This is a genomic window from Hyphomicrobium sp. GJ21 (assembly GCF_001006785.1).
Taxonomy (GTDB): domain Bacteria; phylum Pseudomonadota; class Alphaproteobacteria; order Rhizobiales; family Hyphomicrobiaceae; genus Hyphomicrobium_B.
In genome coordinates this window covers 655,763-675,534 of record NZ_CDHO01000002.1, presented here as the reverse complement: position 1 = coordinate 675,534, position 19,772 = coordinate 655,763, and the positions used below count along the sequence as shown (strand labels likewise).

Sequence of the window (19,772 nt, the reverse complement as noted above, 5' to 3'; positions counted from 1 at the left end):
AGCGTCGGTTTCTGCATCCTGAGCCTTGCCGCATGCATCCCCGCGGCGTCTGTCGCTCACGCGGATGATGAGTGCCTGAACGTTGCAACGAGCATGGCGGAGCCAGATTTCTCGCCGTGCGACAGCGACTTGCCGCAGATTGATCTCGACGCCGCGTTACAAGATCATGCCGGAGCAAAACCGGCGGCGTCGGCAGCTTCAGCGATGCCGTGGATCGCGCAGCAAGACAAAGGCGTGCCGCTCCAGGTCAATTCGTCGAACTCGAACGTGTCGCTGCGCACGAGCCTCGACGATCTCAAGAATTTCAATACACGGACCTTCGTCATCGATCAGAGTGGCGCCAGCACACCGGCGTTGCCGAAGATCAATACCACGCCGAACCTTCCCGTAGATGTGTGGACCAGCGTCGACGTCAAAGGTTACGAGGGCGATCGCGATCAATCGACCCGCACCGGCCTTGGCGTCGATTACAAGCTGTCACGCTCCGCCGTGATGGGCGTTTCGGTCGAGCGCGGCGACGCGCGTTCGGCAAGCGCCGCGCCGGAACTCGATTCCAAGGCGTCCGCGTATGTCACTCTGCAGGCGACGCCGCTCATCAGCGTCGACGCACGGACGGAATGGCAAGCCGGTAACGCCGGGTTCGCCGCGGCGAACGGCGCCTCCGAAAAGAGCGCCGTCATTCTCGCGCCGAAGATCGATCATTCGTTTGCGCTCGGCGACGGCAAGACGATCTCGCCGTTCGTGACGTATAAGCGCGAGTTCGAAATGTCGACGGGCGCCGCGACCCTCACCACTCCGGACCGATCGGCCGGCGCTGGCGTCACCTACAAAGACTCCGATATCTACACGCTGAGCGTGACCACGGACGTCGATGCGGCAACGGCCACCACGCCACAAAGCGTCAACAGCAAATTCAAGCTCAGTGTGCCGATCAACTGAGTAATCACAACGGCCCTTTGAACACGAAGAAAGCGCCGGCGGCGATCAGCAGGAAGCCGACGGCGTGATTGATCGTCAACGCTTCCTTCAAATAGAAGACAGAAAAGAATGCGAAGACGATGAGGGTAATCACCTCTTGCATCGTCTTCAGTTCGGCGGCCGAATATACGGCATGGCCATAGCGGTTTGCAGGCACCGCCAGGCAATACTCAAAGAAGGCGATACCCCAGCTCACCAGGACGACGACCCATAACGGCCGGTCGGTGAACTTGAGATGACCGTACCAGGCGGTGGTCATGAAGACGTTCGACATCGTCAAAAGCACGATCGGCAGAAGAGACGGCGAGATCATGGGCGGATGGGTCCAAAGGGGTGAACGGAAAGGTGCGCCGCAGTAGGGGAGCAAACGCGGCTCCGTCCATACAAGTCTATTAGCGCGTGAGTCCAGCCAGCGCTTGGTCACTTCGTTCCGCGCTAACGACGCAGACTCCGGAACCACAACCGTGTGGTGCGCGTTCTTATCTCACCAAGTTGATAAGGACGCGATCGACATGTCCGAGAGCATTCAGAAAACTGTTCCAGGCGTCTTGAAGACGCTTTGGGACATGGAAAATGAACTTCGGAGCGCCGCGCAGAGCGGCGTCATCTTTCGCGGTGACGACGCGCGCAATCACTTGCAACAGGCGCGTTATCATCTCGACCAGCTTCTTGGGCTCGCCAAAGGCACGCCGACCGAGACACAGGTCGACAAATCAACGGACGCGACCGCGAACACCAACTCGAACGACAACTGATCCTTAGGAGACTAGCATGGCACGCGATCTCATTCTGTGGCTGGCAGGCGTTCCGCTGATCGTCATCATCGGACTGCACTTGTTCGGCTTCCTGCACTAATCCTTGTCCGTCGAAACGTCCTCAGCCCGGAGCAATGCTCCGGGCTTTTTTGTGGACGCCGCGAACGTCAGCTAGATGCGTCGGTGTCGTCAGAGCGCGCGAGCATAACGGCGACGTGCCGGTTCAAGGCGTCGGCGACGAGCGTCGGGACAAGCGCCGGACCGATCGGCCCCTCTGATGCATTGTACGCGGTTCGCATGTCGCCGCGTGCGTCCCACACGACCAGCGCATACCCGGCGAGACGATCGAGGTCGGCGACAGAAACGCAGCATTTTTCCAGGAATTCGTCACGCAGCTCAGCGGCTTCGCGCGCCGTGCGATGTTGCCGTTCCGAAACGAGATTAATCACAGCCGCCATGGTTCATTCCTCGCGTGATGTCCCTGACGGTAACGCGCGAGTTGGCGCGTGGTTCTCGTGCGCCGGCGACCGCTGAAATTCGTGCCTCGCCATCGGTTACGCGCGGAACAGCGGGCCAGTCTCGGCTGGCGTAAACCTTTCACAACATGAAACCCCGAGGCCCAATTTTGCGAGCGGAGACGCGACAATGGCATCGAATAGGTCGTTCAAAACGGTGAAAGCAGTCCTGACGTCAGCACTCGCGCTCGGCGGCGCGGCGGTCACGGCAAACGACGCACTGGCTGTCAGCCTCAGTGTTCAGCTCGCCTGCGCGACCGACTACTACGCGCATTGCAGCGCCTATAGCCCCGACAGTCCTCAAGTTCGCTCGTGCATGCGCTCGGTGGGAAGCGGCCTTTCGAAACGCTGCGTCAATGCATTGGTCGCGGCGGGAGAAGTGTCCGCAGCGGAAGTCGCCCGACGGCGCGGGACAGCACAGACAGCATCGCGTTGATAGCGAGGTGCACCGATCGAAGGATTACGCGAGCCGACGCCGGTCACGTTTAATTGCGCGAACGGGGCTCGCCATTCTGCGATGCAACCAATGCGAGGCCACGGCGTTGGATGCATTATTCAACAAGGAGTGGCCCCCCAATGGCATCGACATCATCGACATACGGATCTTCCAGCTCAATTGAAGATATCAAGGGCCGCGCGCGGCAGACGATCGACGCCGCAAGTGAGGCCGCCGGAGACGCAAAGCAGCAGGTCGAGGAAATGGCCGGGAACGTCAAAGGCGCGATCGACAAGTCCGTCAAGGATCAGCCGCTGACGACGCTGCTCATCGCGGGCGCAGTCGGCTTCGTCGTCGGCGCTCTCTGGAAATCGTAAAATCGAAACCGTCCGCGACGCTCAGTCGACGGACGGTTCTTTTTTGTTGCGCGGAAGGTCGGCCGAAACGCCGGCCTTTCGGCGTAGCTCGCCGCTATAAAGATCGACGGCCGCCATCCCGACTTCGCGAACGTAAGCGCGGGTGAGACGTGTCGTGATCGATCCCTTGACCCAGTGCATGATCGACTTGGAGAGCCGCTCGCGCATTTCGTAGGTGACGGCGGTCGCAGGGTTGAGAACGCGCGCGATGCGCCAGATCGACCAGGCTCGATCCGCGACGTCGTAGACGCCGCGCCAGCGATAGATCTGCGCAAACTGTGCAACGGTGAGGCGATTGCCAAGCGGCAGCACGCCTTCGAATACGGGCCGCAGTCTGCCGCTAACCTGCTCGATCAACGTCAATGCTTCGGGCACTGTGAAGCGCAGCATCGGATCGGCGCGGTCGGGATGATAGACCTTGGCGACCGTCTCAACCGTCTTGAGACCGCTGTTCAAAAGGTCATTCCAGGATGCAATGGCCTCGGTCGAGGTGGTGTTTGCAAGCTTCTCGACGGCCGCGGCAGCCTTCTTGCGGAGCGGGTCGTCATCAATGCGCAGCGTCGTCACTTGCAGCTCGGCATTGACCGGCTGCGATGGCGACGACGGAAGAGGAGCAACTTTCGGTCCGAGCGTCATGCGCTCGAAGAGGTATGCGATGAGCGTGCAGCCGAGCGTCGCGAGCGCCCAGTGAACCAGAAATCCGTGCTGCCAGAGCCATAGACTTCCAAGCGGGATTAGTGCGAGCGTCGGAAGGAGAAGGCCCAGGAAGACGATCGCCAAGCGGAGAGGTGTGAGTGTGTCGCTCATGCGCTTCTCATGCCGAACGCCGAACCGCTGATGTTTGAGGTCAGCAAGTAACAACGCCTGGCCGAGCGCACCGGTTCCGGACGCCGTGGGCAGCGCCGGAGCTCAGTCTGAGGTTAGCTCCAGCGCCGGTTGGACCACATCCACTGTTCCGGCATCTCGCGAACCCATTCCTCAAACTGCCGGGTCATCGCAGCGGTCGCCCACTTGACGTCTTCGCCGTGGTTGGCCGTGCGCGGAATACGAAGCTCTTTGAGTTCGATCTCGAAGCGGCTGTCCTTGCCGATGCGCATGCAGCGCGACATCCAGATGCGGGCGCCGGCACGGCGGGCGATCATCGCTGGGATCGCGACTGTGCGCGCGTCCTTGCCGAAAAACGGCACCGGCAGGCCGGAACGGTCATAAAGATCGCAGACGACACCGAGGCGTCCGCCGCAACGGACGAAATCCATGATGATGCGCGCGGTTTTCTGCGACTCGCCGTGGTCGCCTTCGACCTTGCCGCGCCCGAACATGCCGCCCGGATAAAGATCGCGGCGCTGATAGCGCAGGTAGCGGTCGATGTAGGGATTGTTGACCGAGCGATAGACGCAAGCCGGATCGGCGCCTGCGATGGTCAAAGGCCAGATCGCAAGCTCCCAGTTTCCCATGTGCAGGGACGCGCCGACGATGGGGCCGAGCTTGCTCGAGTAGCGCTCAAAGACCTTCGGGTTCCTGATGACCAGACGCGTCGGATCGGCAATCACTTGATCGATGCGCATCGTCTCGGCCATGACGCGACCGAGATTTTCCCAGTGCGCGAGTGCGATGGCCGTCCGCTCCGCCTCCGACTTCTCGGGAAAGGCGATGCGCAGATTGTCGAGCGCGCGCTTGTGCCGTTTCGGATTGATCAAAGGCGCGAGGCGCCGCCAGCTCCATGCGGACAGGTGCGTCGCGACGTCGAGCGGCACGATGCGCACGATGCCGACGATCAGTCGCAACAGCGCATATTCAAGCCTGAACTGCAGGTCACGCAGCGGTGAAGTCGGCACGTCCAAAGACAGCGGTCACATTCCCTCAGTTGAAAGAGATCAAGGCGGGAAGTCTTGCCCGCCGGGGAACAGCCCCGTCAAGCTCGGGCGGCTGGGATTTCCCCGCTTCGATGCAACGGGCGCATAAACTCAGGCACGTCCGAGCCCGGCATGACGCCCTCGCGCATGACACGGGCGCGCAAGCGGCGGCTGGTTGCGAGGGCGAAAAGCCCGAAACCGCGGGCGAGATGGACACCCGGAATCGAGGACAGCAACGACCGGTTGAGCACATCGACGGCAAAGACGCGGGAGGCGATATCGCGGCGCCTCAGCCGGTCGTAGTTCGCGAGGACATCGTCGCCGCCGATGTCGGTCCCAGCGCACCGGGCCGCACCCGCAAGCTCGGCGATCGTCGCCGCGTCTCGAAAGCCGAGATTGAGGCCCTGCGCGCCGATCGGCGGGATGACGTGCGCCGCTTCGCCGACGAGCGCGACGCGCGAACGGCCCAGAACGTCCGCCGTGCGGCCGGAGAGCGGGAAGGTCCTTCGCGGCGTAAGGAGTGAAACAGCGCCGAGCAGGTCTCCGATATGGGTCGAGAGTTCGCGGCCGAAGCTGTCGTCATCGAGATCGGCCAGGCGCTGGGCTTCTTCGGGCGATTCCACCCAGACGAGGTTCGACGTATTGCCGGGGGCGGGGACGACGGTCAGAGGACCCATCGGCCGATGCAACTCGGTGGAGATACCGCGATGGGGCCGCGTGTGAGCGAATGTGGCGACGACGGCGGCCTGCGGATAGCTCCAGTTCGTCGTGCTGATCCCAGCGGCGGTACGGGCTGGTGACTCACGGCCGTCGGCGGCGACGACCAAACGGCACCTGATCACTTCGGAGGTGCTGGTCGACAACACTGCTTCGCTTCCGGCCAAATCGGATACCGTCGCTCGCGGGTCGATGAGCCGCGTCAGAAGCGGATGCGACGTGGCTTCCAGAGCAGCGGTCAACGCCGAGTTCGGGATATTGTGGCCAAAAGCGCCAAGGCCGATTTCGGCGGCTTCGAACAGCACTTCCGGAGCCCGAACGAGCCCGCCCGTCGCATCGATGAGACGGATGCCCTGCAGCGGCGCCGCCGCGTCCGCGGCTTTATCCCAAACTGAAAGTCTTTTCAGAAGGTTGACGGAACCGTCCATCAGCGCCGCGGAACGCCCGTCGCGGGGATCGGATCGCGGTCCAATCACAATCGTACGAAGCCCGGATTCGGCGCATGCGAGGCCGGCGGCAAGCCCCGCTGGTCCGGCGCCAACGACTGCAACGTCAAAAACAGTTTCCATGGCCACCGCAGCTAACCTTCCATGTGTCTGTTAAAGCACAGAAATGGTCTAAAGGACCACCTGTTGCTGCGTTGCAACGCCTTGAGGGCCCGACTGTCACGCATCTGTTAAACTGGCATGCTTTTCAGTGCCCAAGGCGCTGATTTGGGGAAACGATATTTCTCACAGCGCAATGGCAGGAATTGTCCGGCGCGATCAGGGGAAATGGCGTGCCGTTCTGGTTGGGGTCTGTAAAAACAGAGGGGCACCGATGAAATCGGTATTCACACTATCGTGCAGCCGTCTTGCGTTGTTGGCGGCGTTTGGACTTGCGATGAGCTTTACGCAAGCCTCCGCAGCCGATCTGGGCGGCAACTGCTGCGCCGATCTTGAAGAACGCATCGCTGAGCTTGAGGCGACGACGGCCCGCAAGGGTAACCGCAAGGTCTCGCTCACGATTTCCGGCTGGGTCAACGAAGCCGTCTACTTCTGGGATGACGGTTCGGAGCGCAACGCCTACGTCGGCACGAACTCGCTCGAGCAGTCGCGCGTGAAGTTCTCCGGCGAAGCGAAAATCGCCAACGGATACTCGGCTGGTTACACGTTGGAAATCGGCGTCCAGGGCAACCCATCGAACAAATGGGACCAGACCGGCCCGTCGAGCACGGATGCCAACTCTCCGAACAACTCGCTCATCGTTCGTAAGAGCAACTGGTGGCTGAAGAGCAAAGACTTCGGAAAGCTCACAGTCGGCCTCGAAGGCTCGGCGACGTACCATCTTCTGGACGATGCCGATGGCGTGAACACGCGCAACTACTCCGACGCCCAGGCTGCTGCCGTGGCGCAGGGCCGCTTCCAGCTGAGAAGCGGTGGCGCACAGCTTGGCGGCACCGCCATCCGCTGGAACGACATTCTGCGTGGCGCCGACAACGGCACGAGCGGTCAGAACGGCCGCCGCAACATCGTCCGCTACGACTCGCCGACGATCCTCGGCTTCGTGCTGACGGCTTCGTGGGGCGAAGACGACCAGACCGGCGTCGCGCTGACCTACAAAGAAAAGTGGGGCGATTTCAACATCCTCGCCAAAGGCGGCTGGGAAAAGAGCACCGACGAGAATCTGACCGGCTGCGCGCCGTTCAGCGCGACGGGTGCGACCCGTGAGGATTGCGAATGGTGGGGTGGCGCGGCCACCATCCAGCACGCTCCGACCGGCCTCTATGTCTACGGCGGCTACGGCCAGACGATCGACCACGGCGTCGAGCTGATCTCTGCGGCTGCTGAGAGCAAGAGCGATCTCTGGTTCATCCAGGGCGGTATCGAGCAGAAGTGGCTGCCGCTCGGCAAAACGACGGTGTTCGGCGAATATCGCCATGACAACCTCGGATCGCGCACTGGCAAGACCTTCGCCGTTGACGGCGGGGCGTCGGGATACGTGCACGACGGCGAAGTCAACTTCTGGGCTGCCGGTATCGTTCAGAACATCGATGCCGCTGCGATGGACCTGTACGTCATCTACCGTCACGCCGACGGCGACCTGACGAACTCGACCGGCGATACGGCCGCGCTCGACGCCTTCGACATGGTCATCACCGGCGCACGCATTCAGTTCTGATCGCTACCTCCCGTCTGCGTCAGAATGGAAGGGCCGCCCGCAAGGCGGCCCTTTTCGCGTTTCGCCGAAAACTGGCAAGTTCTAGGCCTGTAATATTTGGAAACTTCTGTGTCGCGTCAGCAACATGGCGATGATACAACAGCATCACCAGAAACGGCACCGTGAGGGCCAGGGCTCTGAAAAGGGCATTGAAGTTCCACGACCGACCGCTCATCAGTATTACATGTGCGTGCTTGCAAGGCATTGCGGGGTTTTGGTGAGAAGAACAGCATTGGTGCTTGGCATGTTGGCGGCCGTTGCCGCTGCTGCGACCACCGGAGCATTCGCGCTTGACGAGCAGCGTATGGCGATCCCGAACGGAGCGCCTGATGCTCCGAAAGCGCAAGTGCAAGATCAGTCCGCGCCGAAGAGCGAGGAAGGAGCCGAAATCCGCATCCCGGGTCTTGGCAAGCTCGGCACGTTGCCCAAAATGGACTTCGGTCTCGAGCTGCTTTACGGCGCGGCCGAAGACAATCGAAGCGAACAGAACAGCGAACCGGCCGCCGGTCCGGAATCGCCGCAGGATCTTACGATCCACGGCAGCATGAAGCATCGTTTCTAGGCTGTTGGCCTGATCCAGCGCGTCGGCTCTGACCGCTCCTTTCCCGTCGCCTGACATTGCGCAAATGTACCATGCCGTCCGACGTGCGCGCTCGCCTGTGCCTGGCCGCAGGTCGCAGAATCCAACGTGCCCGAGCCCATTTAGCCGCGCGCCCGCCCGAGAGATTCGCGATTGAAATCTCGGATGAATTTACCTGCCCTTAAGCGGACCGCCCCATAACATCGTTCCCATCAACGATCTCCTCCCTCGGAGCGTGAATCAGTGCTGCGTGCCAATAGGCCTGAAAGGCGAAATAGGCATCGACATCTCACCCGGCAGATATTCGTGTTGCTTGCCTGCCTGACGTCGACCGCCTATTTCGTCTATCATGCCCGCTACGGCCGGCATGGATTTGAAGCGCGCACGCGCCTCATCGAACGATCGGCGCTTCTCGATTTCGAGAACAAGGGCCTTGAATCCGTGCGCGCCAAACTGCGTCGCGATGTGGCTCTGCTATCTCCGGAAGTTCCCAATTCCGATCTGGTCGAAGAAATCGCGCGCGATGTGCTCGGCTATGTCCGCAGCAACGATAAAATCGTAGCATCGCGATAGGTCGCGAAAACCCCCGCATTTTCGGCTGCAAGACCGCGCTGCCACGCAACGCCCTTGCGATAGCGTCCCGCGCCTATTAAATCTGCCCGACCCCCATCTGTATCGCGTATTGAAGGCGCCGTTGACATGAGCAATCTGCAAGACACCGAACGGCCCCTGGAACTCGATATCCCTGATGGTGTCCCGGAAGCCCAGCAAGCCGTCGAACTGATCCGCGCCTGGGTCGCGGATGGTGCGCTGATGGTCACAATCAACGGCGAGGCGCTGGGCGATCAGCTCCAGGATTGGGGACGGCTTCTCGCGCAGATCGGCCATCACGTCGCAAATTCAGCCGCGCTCAACGGCCAGAAAAGCGATGCGCAGGCGCTCGAAGAAATCCGCAAAGGGTTCGACTCGGTGCTTCCGGGCAGCGCGAAGGCGGCGGGTAAGGTTCGCGGACGCAGCGTCCACTAACGGTCCACGAAGACGGATACCGCGTGAAACGCGGCGCAATTGACGCCCGGCGGCGCGGCTTGTGCCGCCGCTGTTGCGGTTCAGCACCATGTGGCTGATGTCCACAATTTCGAACTCCTCCGCTTCTGTTCGTTGGGGACGAGGCGCCTCGCACGGCTTGCGGGTGCAGCTTTACCGTCCTTAAGCAGAAAGCCTGTGTGCGCGTGCTGTTGCAGGTTGCAACGATCCGGGGGTGGAAGATGATTGAGGGCGCAACGGGCAAGCTTGCTTTGGCCGTGCTTGCAGCAGGACTGACCTGCGGATGCGCGGACGGTTCGAATTTCGGTCTTTCGACGCAATCGCTCGGTCCCGACACGACGGCGGCCAAGACCGACCCAGTGTGCGTGTCGCTCGCGAGCCAGATCAACACGCTGAAAGGCGACGGCACGATCGAACGGCTGGAAAAAGCCGGCGACGGGAAGACCGTCAAGGTTTCGGTGAAACGCTCGGCTCTGCAGAAGCAGGCTGAACTCAACAAGGCCTACGCGGATTTCCAGACGCGCTGCGGCCCGAAGGTTCCGGCGCAAACCGCTCAGGCGCAGCCTGCTGCTCCGGCGGCACAGACGGCAAGCACGCAACCCGCGGCTCCGGCTGCTGGTACTCCGGCAGCGAACTGACGCTCGATAATATCGAATGCACGGAGATGCTTCGGCATCTCCGAAACGCATGAATTCGCGCGCAGAGTTCTGCTCGTATTCAGTCATGCTCAGAGTGCGCCGAACTCCGACGATGCTGCATCGTTGCCACATGAAGGCCATCAGGAGTTGCAAAACGCAGCAGCTCTATGGTCTTTAGTGTGCAGTGCGTATAATCGGGCTTCGCTGCCATTTATCAAGCCAGTGGGATTGTGCGGAATGCGGGGTTTTATTGCGATCGTAACGGTCGCCGCTTTGTCAACGCTTCTGCAGGGATGCGGTGGTGCATCCGGCAAGAGCTATCAGGATCCGGGTCCTCGAGCGCTGCCGAGCGGCGAAAGCTGCGACTCGATTCGTGGGCAGCTCAATCGTCTTGATTCCAAGGGCGTGCCCGCTCAGGTCGAGCGCGCGAGCAGCGGCGGCAGCCTCTCGGCCGGTCAGCGTGCCGACGTTGACAGGTACAATCAGCTACTCAATCAGTACCTCGGCGCTCGCTGCCACGTCTAAAGGCAGCGCGCCGGCGGCAGGTGAACTCCTGTCGGGCATGCGCGCGGCTGTGAGATTGCAAAACTTTCGAAGCCAGACTTTCGGAGGCTGACCATGGACGAACAAACGCGCGATCTGCTTGTCTTCGCAGTCATCGGCATCCTTGCCGGTTTCCTCGCTTCGTTCGTCGTCGGCGGCAATGGTCTGATCCGCTATCTGATAACCGGTATCATCGGTGCATTCGTCGGCGGCTATCTGTTCAAGGCGCTGGGCATCAACCTCGGCATCGGCAATGCCTTCTTATCGCAAGTCGTTACGGCGGCGATCGGCGCGATCATCGTCGTGCTTCTGGCGCGTATTCTCGCCTGACGCGATCCCGACGTTGCGCCGCTCGGCCTCATGCACGGCGGCCGCTTTGTGCATTATGGCAACTGATCCCGTGACGGGCACGGGGCTGGGCAGTCGCGCCAGATCGGGCGGCCCATAGCGCCGTCGAATTGCAGCCATGCCATCATTCAAGACCACACGCCACGTCGCCTTTACCGCCAACCAGATGTTCGCGCTCGTCGCCGACGTCGAGCGCTATCCCGAATTCCTGCCGCTGTGCACGGGGCTCGTCGTGCTCTCACGGCAGCCGGTTGGCGAGGGCGAAGAACTTACTGCGCGGATGAATATCGGCTACAAGTCGATCAGCGAAAGTTTCACGACGCGCGTGCTGACAAAGCCGAGCGATCTGAAGATCGACGTCAGCTATTTGAACGGCCCGTTCAAGCGCCTGATCAATCACTGGACGTTCAAGGACGATGCTGCCGGCACGGGTTCAACGATCGATTTCTTCATCGACTACGAGTTCAAGTCGATGCTGATGGGCGCGCTGATGGGAGCGATGTTCGACCAGGCATTCCGGCGCTTCGCGCAAGCCTTCGAAGAACGGGCCGCCCACGTTTACGGTCCGTCGGCGCGGGTGTGAGAACAGTCTGACGGCGGCAAACGATCCGGTCGTGCAGAGCAGAACCTTTGCTTGTCATGGATGGCCGGCTGCGCGGCCATGACGAAGATGGACGTTGGCAGGCGCACTGCGATGACGACGTCGGAGTGCTCGGCTCAGAACGTCATGGCCGCGAAGGCCGCCATCAACGCGTGCTCCGGATGCCTTTGCTTCGTTAGGCGCGTGAATGCGGATACGGGATTGCCAGCGCTCTAGCGAATTGTCCTTTCGAAGTTTCGCGCCAGAGCTAGGCCCTTCAGGCTTTCGAGACCTTTAGCATCGTGCAGCTTGGCGCCGTCGAGGTTGGCGCCTGTCACGTCGGCACCGCTGAGATCAGCACCTGTCAGGTCGGCGCCCGAGAGATCCGCACCAGTCAGCACAGCACCGGAAAGATCGGCCTCGCGCAAAATAGTGTCGTGCAGGGAGGCGTCTCTCAGCACTGCGAAGCTGAAGCGCGTTTGCATCATGTTGGCTCGCGTCAGCTGCGCCCCGGAGAGGTTCGCGCCCGACAAATCAGTTCGCCAGATGTATTCGATAAAGCCGGTCTTGTTCAGCGGCGCACAAACGGCATCGGTGAGATCGGCGCCCGCGAAGTTCGATCCGGCAAAGACACCGAAGAACTTCGCGCCTTTGAGCGAGGCCGACTTGAAGCTCATCGCTTCGCCCCGGCTTGGCGTGAGCGTCGCCGTCGTCGATGGGCGCATGAGGCTGGCATTGTCGAGGTTTGCGCCATCGAGCCGCGCCGCGATCAGCGTCACGCGGTCGAGCATCGCGCCGGAGAGATTGGTGCGTGAAAGGTCGGCCCCGGAAAGATCAGCGCCGAACAGATCTGATTTGCTGAGGTCGGCGCCCTTGAAATCGAGGCCCGCGAGATCGAGCCCTTGCAGATTCTTGCCGCTGAGGACCGGCCGGTTTCCGGGAGCCGCCTTGAACAGAAGCGCCGACACGTCACGCGCCGTCAGATCGGCTGCGAAGGCGGGCGCGATCCAGAACGCGGCGGCGAGGAGGGCTGCGAGGCGGTATCCTCTAGCGCCGGGAAGAAGCGCTCCGAGACGGGTCATTCGCCAGCCCTTTCGAGAAGCTTCAGAGCTTCGCGCACGGTCGCCAGACGAACACCGTCGCGACCGATATCGCCGAATTCGAAGCGCTGGACATGGGTTGGCGTCGCTCGCGATGCGAGCCCGATAAAAACCAGTCCGACGGGCTTTCCAGGCATGGCGCCTCCGGGACCGGCGATGCCGGTGACGGCGACGGCGACATCGGCGGAGGCGGTTTTTAGCGCGCCCTCGGCCATCGCGCGGCCGACTTCGGCGCTGACGGCGCCATGAGTTTCGAGCAATCCGGTATCAACGCCGATCATCGCCGTTTTGGCCGAGTTGGCGTAGGTCACGAAGCCTTGATCGAAAACGTCGGACGATCCGGGAATGGAAGTGATCGCTCCGGCGATGAGCCCGCCGGTGCAGCTTTCGGCCGTCGCGACCTTGAGATGCCCAGCGCGCAATCTGGCGACGACCCGACCGGCGCTCGCTTCGATGTCAGGTGGAAACACGCGCGCCTCTCATTCAGCCGGACAAATTCAGCACGACAGCCCAAAACGAAACCGGAGAGTGCTTCGGGCGGAAGCACTCTCCGATAAGGCTATCCAGAGAGAGGAGAATGTGCAAACGGCCTGGCTGATCAGGCCGCGGCTAAGACCTCGGCATGCGAGAGCAAGCTATCGAGGACGATGCGACTGTCGGAGCCCATAGCCCCGACCGTCCGCTTCTGCGCGTCCTGCCATATCGGGTATGCATCCTTCAAAACGGCCTGACCTTTGGGCGTAAGGTGCAGACCGCGGCCACGCCGACCGGCGGGCGGATCCATGATGATATGGCCAAGCGCCAGAAGGCGCTTGAGATTACGCGACAGTGTCGACTTCTCGATGTCGAGCTCGTGTCCGATCTCGACGGCAGTGATTCCGTCACGTGAGGCCAGCTGCGCGAGCAAGGTATACTGGCTCGCGGTGATGCCGAGTGGGCGCAAGGCATCATCGTAGACGCGCGTGACGATGCGCGAAAGCTGACGCACACGGGTGGCGAGGCACATCTCGGCGGTTGTCTCGGCGATGGTGCTTATGGCGGCATCGGCGGGCATACGGTCAAGAGTGTGGGGCATGACGTTCATATCGGCTCCCGTGTGTGAGCGCTTTCGTGTGGCTCGTGGCAATACAACCACATGACCCTTTGATGCCGCGATTCTGGCAGGCGGGTCAACGCTCAAAGCCGTTGCAATTACGCATCGAAGCTCTTGATGTTGAGCTTCGGTCGACATGCAACCTTTGGCTTGCCTCAGGGTTTGGCAGCCTGGTGCTCGGCGCGGGCGGCCTCGTAGACCTCTTTTGCGGCGCCGGCGTTGATCGCGGCGATGCCCAGCCCGACGATCAGGTCGGGCCACCTCGAGGCGGTTGCCGCCGTCATCAGACCGGCGACGATGATGGCGATGTTGGCGATGACGTCATTACGCGCTGACAGAAACGCGGCGCGTGTCAGGCTTCCGCCTGCCGCGCGGTACGGCGCCAACATCCGGGCACAGACAAAATTGACAGCGAGCGCTCCGAGGCCGGTCACGGTCAGCGCGAAAGGCTCCGGCACGGCCCCGCTCGAAAAATTCTGCCATGCCGTCCAGAGCGTCGCCAGCGCGGGAAACAGAATGATGGCGGCGAGCACCATTCCGAGCTTCGCGCGACGCGCGGCGGAGAAGCCAAGTCCAGCCAGGATCAACAGATTGACGGCGCCGTCCTCGAGGAAATCCACGCTGTCGGCGAACAGCGCGACCGAGCCGATGGCGAGCGCCACGGCGAACTCGATGCCGAAATAAGAAAGGTTGAGCGCCGCGACGTTGCGAACGGTGCGCCGCAACGTCTGGTTCTCGGCAATGTCCGGAAAATCGTCGTCGTCGTCGTCGTCGCTCATTCGTTCATTCGCTCAATCCGTATGGCAGCAGCACGCTTGCCGACGCCATCGCGGCGATGCCTTCGCGGCGACCCGTGAAGCCCATGCCCTCGGTCGTCGTCGCCTTGATGCCGATGCGATCGGTCGTGAGGCCGAGCACGTCTCCGATCAACGCTTGCATGGCAGGGCGATGCGGCCCGACGCGCGGCGCTTCGGCGAGAACGGTGATATCGACGTTCACAATGCGCCCGCCACGATCCTTCACGCGGCGCGCTGCATCTTCGAGAAAGAGGCGCGAGGCGGCGCCTTTCCATTTCGGGTCCGACGGCGGGAAGTGCTGGCCGATATCGCCATCGCCGATCGCGCCAAGCAGCGCGTCGGTCAGCGCGTGCAGAATGACGTCGGCATCGGAATGACCTTCGAGTTTGTGCGTATGCGGAATTTTCACGCCGCCGAGCCACACGTGATCACCTTCGGTGAAGCGGTGCACGTCGAAGCCCGTGCCGGTGCGCGGTTCGAATGCGATGTTTGACGTCATCTGCCGATCGGCCAATTTCAAATCCTCTGCGGTAGTCAGTTTGATGTTTCCCGTTTCGTCTTCAACGATTGCTACGTCGAAGCCGGCCCACTCGGCAATGGCAGCGTCATCGGTGAATTTGTCGAGACCTTGTTCAGCTGCTTTGCGATGCGCTTCGAGGATCGGATCGAAATGAAAGCCTTGCGGCGTCTGCGCGCGCCAAAGTCCGGCACGGGGGATCGTATCTTCGACGACGCCGCGATCCGATGCGCGCTTCAACGTGTCGGTGACGGGCAGGGCGGCGAGCGCGGCGCGCGTGGATTTGAGCGTCGCGATGACTTTTGAGATCGTCTCGGCCGAAACGAACGGGCGCGCGGCGTCGTGGATGAGCACGAGATCAGGCTTCGAACCGGCCAGCGCTTCAAGGCCGTTATGCACGGATGCCTGCCGCGTTGCGCCGCCGGTGGCGGCAGATGAAAGCTTGGCGGCGTGGCCGGATGCGTGCGCATAGAGTTCGCCGTCGTCGGCATGAATGACGACTTTGATTTCATCTATCTCGGGATGGTCCGCGAACGCCGCGATCGTATGGGCCAGCACCGGCCGGCCGCCAATCAGCGCATATTGTTTCGGCCCGGCGCCGGACGCCGCCGCGCGCGTTCCTCGTCCAGCCGCGACGATCAAAGCGGCGATGCGCACATCTGTTCTCCCGATCGAAAAAAAGGAACGGCAGCCTCTTTGCCGCCTGAACGAAGCTCAGTGCCCGGTGTTGGCGCAAACCGCAACGGGCGTCGGATGTGCGACGGCCCGCGCATATGCTGGGGCTTGCATATTTAAAAGGCGCATCCTAGTCTGCTCAAACTAATGGCAGTTATGAACATTGATTAAATTATAGGCAATGCCTCCCATCGACGGTCAGGATTTATGCTGAAACCCTCCGCTGACGGCAATCCGATGGTGGCGTTGGCGCCCATGTCCGGAGTGAGCGACCTTCCCTTTCGCCGCCTGGCGCATCGGCTGGGCGCGACGTTCGTCGTTTCCGAGATGATCGCCAGCGAGGAGTTGGTGAAGTCGCGGGCCGACGTGTTACGGCGCGCAGAAGGGCGCGAATTAACTCCGTTCGTCATGCAACTCGCAGGACGCGAAGAGCGCTGGATGGCCGACGGGGCGCGGATCGCAGAGGCCAAGGGCGCGGATGTCATCGACATCAACATGGGATGCCCGGCGAAAGAGGTGACGGGCAAGCTCTCCGGTTCGGCGCTGATGCGCAATCTCGATCATGCCCAGTCGCTGATCCGTGCCGTCGTCCAGGCGGTCAATGTTCCGGTCACGCTCAAGATGCGTCTCGGCTGGGATGAGACATCGCGCAACGCTGCCGATCTCGCGCGCCGGGCGGAAGCCGAGGGCGTCAAACTGATCACCGTGCATGGGCGCACCCGCTGCCAGTTCTTCACGGGCACCGCCGACTGGCAGGGCGTCCGGCCCGTCGTTGAGGCGACCTCGCTTCCGGTGCTCGTCAACGGCGATATCAATGGTCCGTCGGACGCGCGCAAGGCGCTCGACGCATCCGGCGCGGACGGCGTCATGGTCGGTCGCGGCGCGTATGGCGCGCCGTGGATACCGGGCCGCATCGCGGCGACGTTTTCGACGGGCAGAGATCCGGGTGATCCGAGCCGCGCCGCCCAGCGCGAGATCGCGCTCGAGCACGTCGATGCCATGCTCACGCACTATGGCCGCGAGCTGGGACTCAAGAACGCGCGCAAGCATATCGGCTGGTATCTGCTATCGAGCGGCGCCGACACGGCGACGGTCAAGGCGTGGCGGGCGCGGCTCTGCACGGCGCTCGATCCGCAGCATGTTCTCGACGGTCTGTCGGCGTTCTATTCAGGTGCGGAGCCCGTCGCGGCATGAGTCAGAAGGCAACAGCGCGCAAATCGAATATCGAAGCGCTTCCTCCGCCACCGCCGACCGTCGATCGCGAGAGCCTGCTCAGCGCGCTGCCGCATCCCATTCTCGTCGTCGGCGAGGCGGGCACCATCGTTTTTGCGAACGCCGCGGCAGAAGCGTTCTTTTCCATGAGCGCGCCGATGCTGCTGCGCAGCCGCCTCTCCGACATCGTCGCGTTCGGCTGTCCGCTGATGGCGCTGGTCGAGCAGGTGCAGGCCACAGGCGCGACGATCAACGAGTATGGAATCGAGATCGCGACGCCGCGTTTCTCGGGCTCCAAACTGGTCGATATTTACGGCGGACCGCTGCCGGAAGAACCTCGCAACATGTTTCTGATGCTGCAGCAGCGTTCGATGGCGCAGATGATCGAGCGGCAATTGACGCATCGCGCCGCCGCGCGCTCGGTCTCCGGCATGGCGGGCGTGCTGGCGCACGAGATCAAGAATCCGCTTTCCGGCATCCGTGGAGCGGCGCAGCTCCTGGAGCCCGGACTATCGGATGAAGACCGCGCGCTGACGCAGCTCATCTGCTCAGAAACGGATCGCATCTGCACGCTCGTCGATCGCATGGAAGTGTTCGGCGACGAGCGGCCGCTGGCGAAAGACGCCGTCAACATTCACGACGTTCTCAATCATGTGCGCCGCATCGCCGAGCATGGGTTCGGGAGCGGTATCCGCTACGTCGAAGATTACGATCCGTCACTTCCGTCGGTGCTCGGCAATCGCGACAAGCTCGTGCAGGTTTTTCTCAATCTGCTGAAGAACGCCGCCGAAGCGATCGGAAGAAACCCCGAGAACGGGCGCATCATTCTGCAGACCGCATTCCGGCCCGGCGTGCGGCTGTCGCTGCCGGGTACAGACACGCGAGTCAGCCTGCCGCTGATGATACAGATCGAGGACAACGGCTGCGGTATTCCGGAACATCTGAGGCCGCATCTTTTCGATCCGTTCGTCACGACGAAAGCCTCGGGCAGCGGGCTCGGCCTGGCGCTCGTCGCCAAGATCATCGCCGACCACGGCGGCATCATCGAATGCGATAGCGAACCCAAACGCACAATCTTCCGCGTTCTGCTGCCGATGCAGCGATCGCGAACCGGCACGCTGCAAACGTCGAGAGAGGGTTGATGGCCAGAGGCACTGTTCTCATTGCCGATGACGACACCGCCATTCGCACGGTGCTCAATCAGGCTTTAGCGCGTGCGGGCTTCGCGCCGCGCGCCACGGGAAATGCAGCGACGCTGTGGCGCTGGGTCAGCCAGGGCGAAGGCGACGTCGTCATCACCGACGTCGTGATGCCGGACGAAAATGCGTTTGACCTCATTCCACGCATCAAGAAACTCCGGCCCGATCTGCCGATCATCGTCATGAGCGCGCAGAACACGCTGATGACGGCGCTGACGGCGACGGAAAAGGGCGCGTTCGAATATCTGCCGAAGCCGTTCGACCTGAACGAAGTCGTTGCCGTCATTTCGCGAGCGCTGTCGGAACCCGGCCGCAAGCGTCAGGCGCCTGCCACGGAGCGGGAGTCCGATGAACTGCCGCTGATCGGCCGATCGCTGCCGATGCAGGACATCTATCGCGTGCTCGCACGTCTGACGCAGAGCGATCTGACCGTCATGATCAACGGCGAAAGCGGGACGGGCAAGGAACTCGTCGCGCGCGTTCTGCACGACTACGGCAAGCGCCGTCACGGGCCGTTCGTCGCCATCAACATGGCGGCGATCCCCCGCGAGTTGATCGAAAGCGAACTCTTTGGCCACGAGAAGGGTGCCTTCACCGGCGCGCAGACGCGAACGCCGGGCCGCTTCGAGCAGGCCGAAGGCGGTACGCTGTTCCTCGACGAAATCGGCGACATGCCGCTCGAAGCGCAGACGCGACTCCTCCGCGTGCTGCAGCAGGGCGAATATACGACCGTCGGCGGGCGCACGCCGATCAAGACGAACGTGCGCATCATCGCCGCCACGCATCGCGATCTCAAATCGCAAATCCAGCAAGGCCTGTTCCGCGAAGATCTGTTCTATCGCCTCAACGTCGTGCCGATCCGTCTGCCGCCGCTGCGCGAGCGCCTCGAGGACGTCGGCGATCTCGTCCGGCATTTTCTCCGACAGGCAACGCGCGAAGGGCTCGGACAGAAGTCGATCGAGAGCGCGGCCATCGAGCGGCTGAAGTCGCATCCGTGGCCGGGCAACGTGCGCGAACTCGAGAACGTCGTCCGCCGTCTCGTCGCGCTGCATCCGCAGGACACGCTGACGACGCAGATCGTCGAGCAGGAGCTCGCGGGCTCGGCCATTTCGCCGCCGCTCGGCGGAGGCGCGGACAACGGCGATCTGAGCGAGTCGGTAGAGCGATACCTGTCGCGATACTTTTCTTCGTTCGGAAACGAGCTGCCGCCGCCGGGGCTTTACGATCGCATCATCCGCGAAGTCGAAAAACCGTTGCTCAGCGCGGCGCTCGCCGCCACACGGGGCAATCAGATCCGGGCTGCCGAACTTCTCGGGCTCAACCGGAACACGCTGCGCGCGCGCATTCGCGACCTCAGCATTCGCGTTTTCCGCACCGTCGAAGGTTGATCTAACTCGTTGGGGAAACTTCGGCTTTTCCCCACCCAATGGCGTGCGAAACGCCGCAGACCGGCGCTCTACGCTTGATCTGCACCATTAATGTCGCGAAAATGTCACAGTTAGCCTGTTGGGTCGCGGGAGTGTAGCCGAAGGGTTGCACCCAATCGCAGGCCGAACACGTTGACGGTCTGCAAGACG

Annotated in this window: 25 protein-coding genes; 15 read left to right on the top strand and 10 right to left on the bottom strand. The window is 62.2% G+C overall.

Annotated elements, in window-relative coordinates:
* The first annotated feature begins 93 nt into the window (after window positions 1-93).
* Window positions 94-939, top strand: a complete 846-nt coding sequence (locus tag HYPGJ_RS06265; RefSeq protein ID WP_244466026.1) for a hypothetical protein — start codon at window positions 94-96, stop codon at window positions 937-939.
* A gap of 4 nt (window positions 940-943) precedes the next feature.
* Here the strand turns inward: HYPGJ_RS06265 and HYPGJ_RS06260 are convergent, their stop codons facing one another.
* Complete coding sequence (locus HYPGJ_RS06260) at window positions 944-1,291, bottom strand: DMT family protein (RefSeq protein WP_046846352.1); 348 nt, start codon at window positions 1,289-1,291, stop codon at window positions 944-946.
* Between the two features lie 199 nt (window positions 1,292-1,490).
* Between HYPGJ_RS06260 and HYPGJ_RS06255 the strand changes: the two genes are divergently transcribed.
* A complete protein-coding gene (locus HYPGJ_RS06255; RefSeq protein WP_046846351.1) occupies window positions 1,491-1,733 on the top strand; it encodes a hypothetical protein in 243 nt (80 codons plus the stop codon).
* Between the two features lie 167 nt (window positions 1,734-1,900).
* Here HYPGJ_RS06255 and HYPGJ_RS06250 read toward each other — a convergent pair whose 3' ends face one another.
* Complete coding sequence (locus tag HYPGJ_RS06250) at window positions 1,901-2,191, bottom strand: hypothetical protein (protein ID WP_046846350.1); 291 nt, start codon at window positions 2,189-2,191, stop codon at window positions 1,901-1,903.
* Window positions 2,192-2,378: 187 nt separating this feature from the next.
* On the opposite strand from HYPGJ_RS06250, the gene HYPGJ_RS06245 reads away from it, so the two are divergent.
* Together HYPGJ_RS06245 and HYPGJ_RS06240 are read left to right on the top strand one after the other, a co-directional pair.
* Window positions 2,379-2,684, top strand: a complete 306-nt coding sequence (locus HYPGJ_RS06245) for a hypothetical protein (RefSeq protein ID WP_046846349.1) — start codon at window positions 2,379-2,381, stop codon at window positions 2,682-2,684.
* 140 nt (window positions 2,685-2,824) lie between these two features.
* Entirely contained in the window at window positions 2,825-3,061 is a 237-nt protein-coding gene (locus tag HYPGJ_RS06240; RefSeq protein ID WP_013215632.1) for a DUF883 family protein, read from the top strand.
* Between the two features lie 21 nt (window positions 3,062-3,082).
* Here the strand turns inward: HYPGJ_RS06240 and HYPGJ_RS06235 are convergent, their stop codons facing one another.
* The 3 genes from HYPGJ_RS06235 to HYPGJ_RS06225 form a co-directional block, all read right to left on the bottom strand.
* Complete coding sequence (locus HYPGJ_RS06235; RefSeq protein ID WP_046846348.1) at window positions 3,083-3,907, bottom strand: hypothetical protein; 825 nt, start codon at window positions 3,905-3,907, stop codon at window positions 3,083-3,085.
* Between the two features lie 113 nt (window positions 3,908-4,020).
* Window positions 4,021-4,935 carry a lipid A biosynthesis acyltransferase gene (locus tag HYPGJ_RS06230; RefSeq protein ID WP_046846748.1) on the bottom strand — a complete coding sequence of 305 codons (915 nt, stop codon included), beginning with the start codon at window positions 4,933-4,935 and terminating at the stop codon, window positions 4,021-4,023.
* Window positions 4,936-5,012: 77 nt separating this feature from the next.
* Window positions 5,013-6,239, bottom strand: coding sequence for an FAD-dependent monooxygenase (locus tag HYPGJ_RS06225; protein WP_046846347.1), 1,227 nt, complete (start codon window positions 6,237-6,239; stop codon window positions 5,013-5,015).
* 250 nt (window positions 6,240-6,489) lie between these two features.
* On the opposite strand from HYPGJ_RS06225, the gene HYPGJ_RS06220 reads away from it, so the two are divergent.
* From HYPGJ_RS06220 to HYPGJ_RS06185, 8 genes are all read left to right on the top strand, one after another.
* Complete coding sequence (locus HYPGJ_RS06220) at window positions 6,490-7,830, top strand: hypothetical protein (protein ID WP_046846346.1); 1,341 nt, start codon at window positions 6,490-6,492, stop codon at window positions 7,828-7,830.
* A 283-nt stretch (window positions 7,831-8,113) separates the two neighbouring features.
* Complete coding sequence (locus HYPGJ_RS06215; protein WP_244466046.1) at window positions 8,114-8,431, top strand: hypothetical protein; 318 nt, start codon at window positions 8,114-8,116, stop codon at window positions 8,429-8,431.
* Between the two features lie 324 nt (window positions 8,432-8,755).
* Entirely contained in the window at window positions 8,756-9,022 is a 267-nt protein-coding gene (locus HYPGJ_RS06210) for a septum formation initiator family protein (RefSeq protein ID WP_244466025.1), read from the top strand.
* A 126-nt stretch (window positions 9,023-9,148) separates the two neighbouring features.
* On the top strand, window positions 9,149-9,475 hold the full coding sequence (locus HYPGJ_RS06205) for a DUF5076 domain-containing protein (RefSeq protein ID WP_046846343.1): 327 nt from the start codon (window positions 9,149-9,151) through the stop codon (window positions 9,473-9,475).
* Between the two features lie 239 nt (window positions 9,476-9,714).
* Complete coding sequence (locus tag HYPGJ_RS06200; protein ID WP_046846342.1) at window positions 9,715-10,131, top strand: hypothetical protein; 417 nt, start codon at window positions 9,715-9,717, stop codon at window positions 10,129-10,131.
* Window positions 10,132-10,368: 237 nt separating this feature from the next.
* Complete coding sequence (locus tag HYPGJ_RS06195) at window positions 10,369-10,656, top strand: hypothetical protein (protein WP_046846341.1); 288 nt, start codon at window positions 10,369-10,371, stop codon at window positions 10,654-10,656.
* Window positions 10,657-10,749: 93 nt separating this feature from the next.
* Complete coding sequence (locus tag HYPGJ_RS06190; protein WP_046846340.1) at window positions 10,750-11,004, top strand: GlsB/YeaQ/YmgE family stress response membrane protein; 255 nt, start codon at window positions 10,750-10,752, stop codon at window positions 11,002-11,004.
* Between the two features lie 136 nt (window positions 11,005-11,140).
* On the top strand, window positions 11,141-11,605 hold the full coding sequence (locus HYPGJ_RS06185; protein WP_046846339.1) for a type II toxin-antitoxin system RatA family toxin: 465 nt from the start codon (window positions 11,141-11,143) through the stop codon (window positions 11,603-11,605).
* A 230-nt stretch (window positions 11,606-11,835) separates the two neighbouring features.
* On the opposite strand, the gene HYPGJ_RS06180 is transcribed toward HYPGJ_RS06185, so the two are convergent.
* The 5 genes from HYPGJ_RS06180 to HYPGJ_RS06160 all read right to left on the bottom strand — a co-directional run bounded on the left by HYPGJ_RS06180 (window position 11,836) and on the right by HYPGJ_RS06160 (window position 15,766).
* Complete coding sequence (locus HYPGJ_RS06180; RefSeq protein ID WP_046846338.1) at window positions 11,836-12,684, bottom strand: pentapeptide repeat-containing protein; 849 nt, start codon at window positions 12,682-12,684, stop codon at window positions 11,836-11,838.
* Complete coding sequence (locus HYPGJ_RS06175) at window positions 12,681-13,172, bottom strand: CinA family protein (RefSeq protein ID WP_046846337.1); 492 nt, start codon at window positions 13,170-13,172, stop codon at window positions 12,681-12,683. The genes HYPGJ_RS06180 and HYPGJ_RS06175 overlap by 4 nt, the downstream gene beginning before the upstream one ends.
* Window positions 13,173-13,300: 128 nt before the next feature.
* Entirely contained in the window at window positions 13,301-13,786 is a 486-nt protein-coding gene (locus HYPGJ_RS06170; RefSeq protein ID WP_046846336.1) for a MarR family winged helix-turn-helix transcriptional regulator, read from the bottom strand.
* Between the two features lie 164 nt (window positions 13,787-13,950).
* On the bottom strand, window positions 13,951-14,574 hold the full coding sequence (locus tag HYPGJ_RS06165; RefSeq protein WP_046846335.1) for a cation transporter: 624 nt from the start codon (window positions 14,572-14,574) through the stop codon (window positions 13,951-13,953).
* 4 nt (window positions 14,575-14,578) lie between these two features.
* Window positions 14,579-15,766, bottom strand: a complete 1,188-nt coding sequence (locus HYPGJ_RS06160; RefSeq protein WP_046846334.1) for a bifunctional 2-C-methyl-D-erythritol 4-phosphate cytidylyltransferase/2-C-methyl-D-erythritol 2,4-cyclodiphosphate synthase — start codon at window positions 15,764-15,766, stop codon at window positions 14,579-14,581.
* Window positions 15,767-15,991: 225 nt separating this feature from the next.
* Between HYPGJ_RS06160 and dusB the strand changes: the two genes are divergently transcribed.
* Genes dusB through ntrC form a run of 3 tightly spaced genes read left to right on the top strand, consistent with a single transcriptional unit; the run spans window position 15,992 to window position 19,583 of the window.
* Window positions 15,992-16,978, top strand: a complete 987-nt coding sequence (gene dusB / locus HYPGJ_RS06155; protein ID WP_046846333.1) for a tRNA dihydrouridine synthase DusB — start codon at window positions 15,992-15,994, stop codon at window positions 16,976-16,978.
* Window positions 16,975-18,138, top strand: a complete 1,164-nt coding sequence (locus tag HYPGJ_RS06150) for an ATP-binding protein (RefSeq protein WP_046846332.1) — start codon at window positions 16,975-16,977, stop codon at window positions 18,136-18,138. The genes dusB and HYPGJ_RS06150 overlap by 4 nt, the downstream gene beginning before the upstream one ends.
* Window positions 18,138-19,583: a nitrogen regulation protein NR(I) gene (ntrC, locus tag HYPGJ_RS06145; RefSeq protein WP_013215651.1), complete on the top strand. Its 1,446-nt coding sequence runs from the start codon at window positions 18,138-18,140 to the stop codon at window positions 19,581-19,583. Before HYPGJ_RS06150 ends, ntrC begins: the two co-directional genes overlap by 1 nt.
* The last annotated feature ends 189 nt before the right edge of the window (window positions 19,584-19,772 follow it).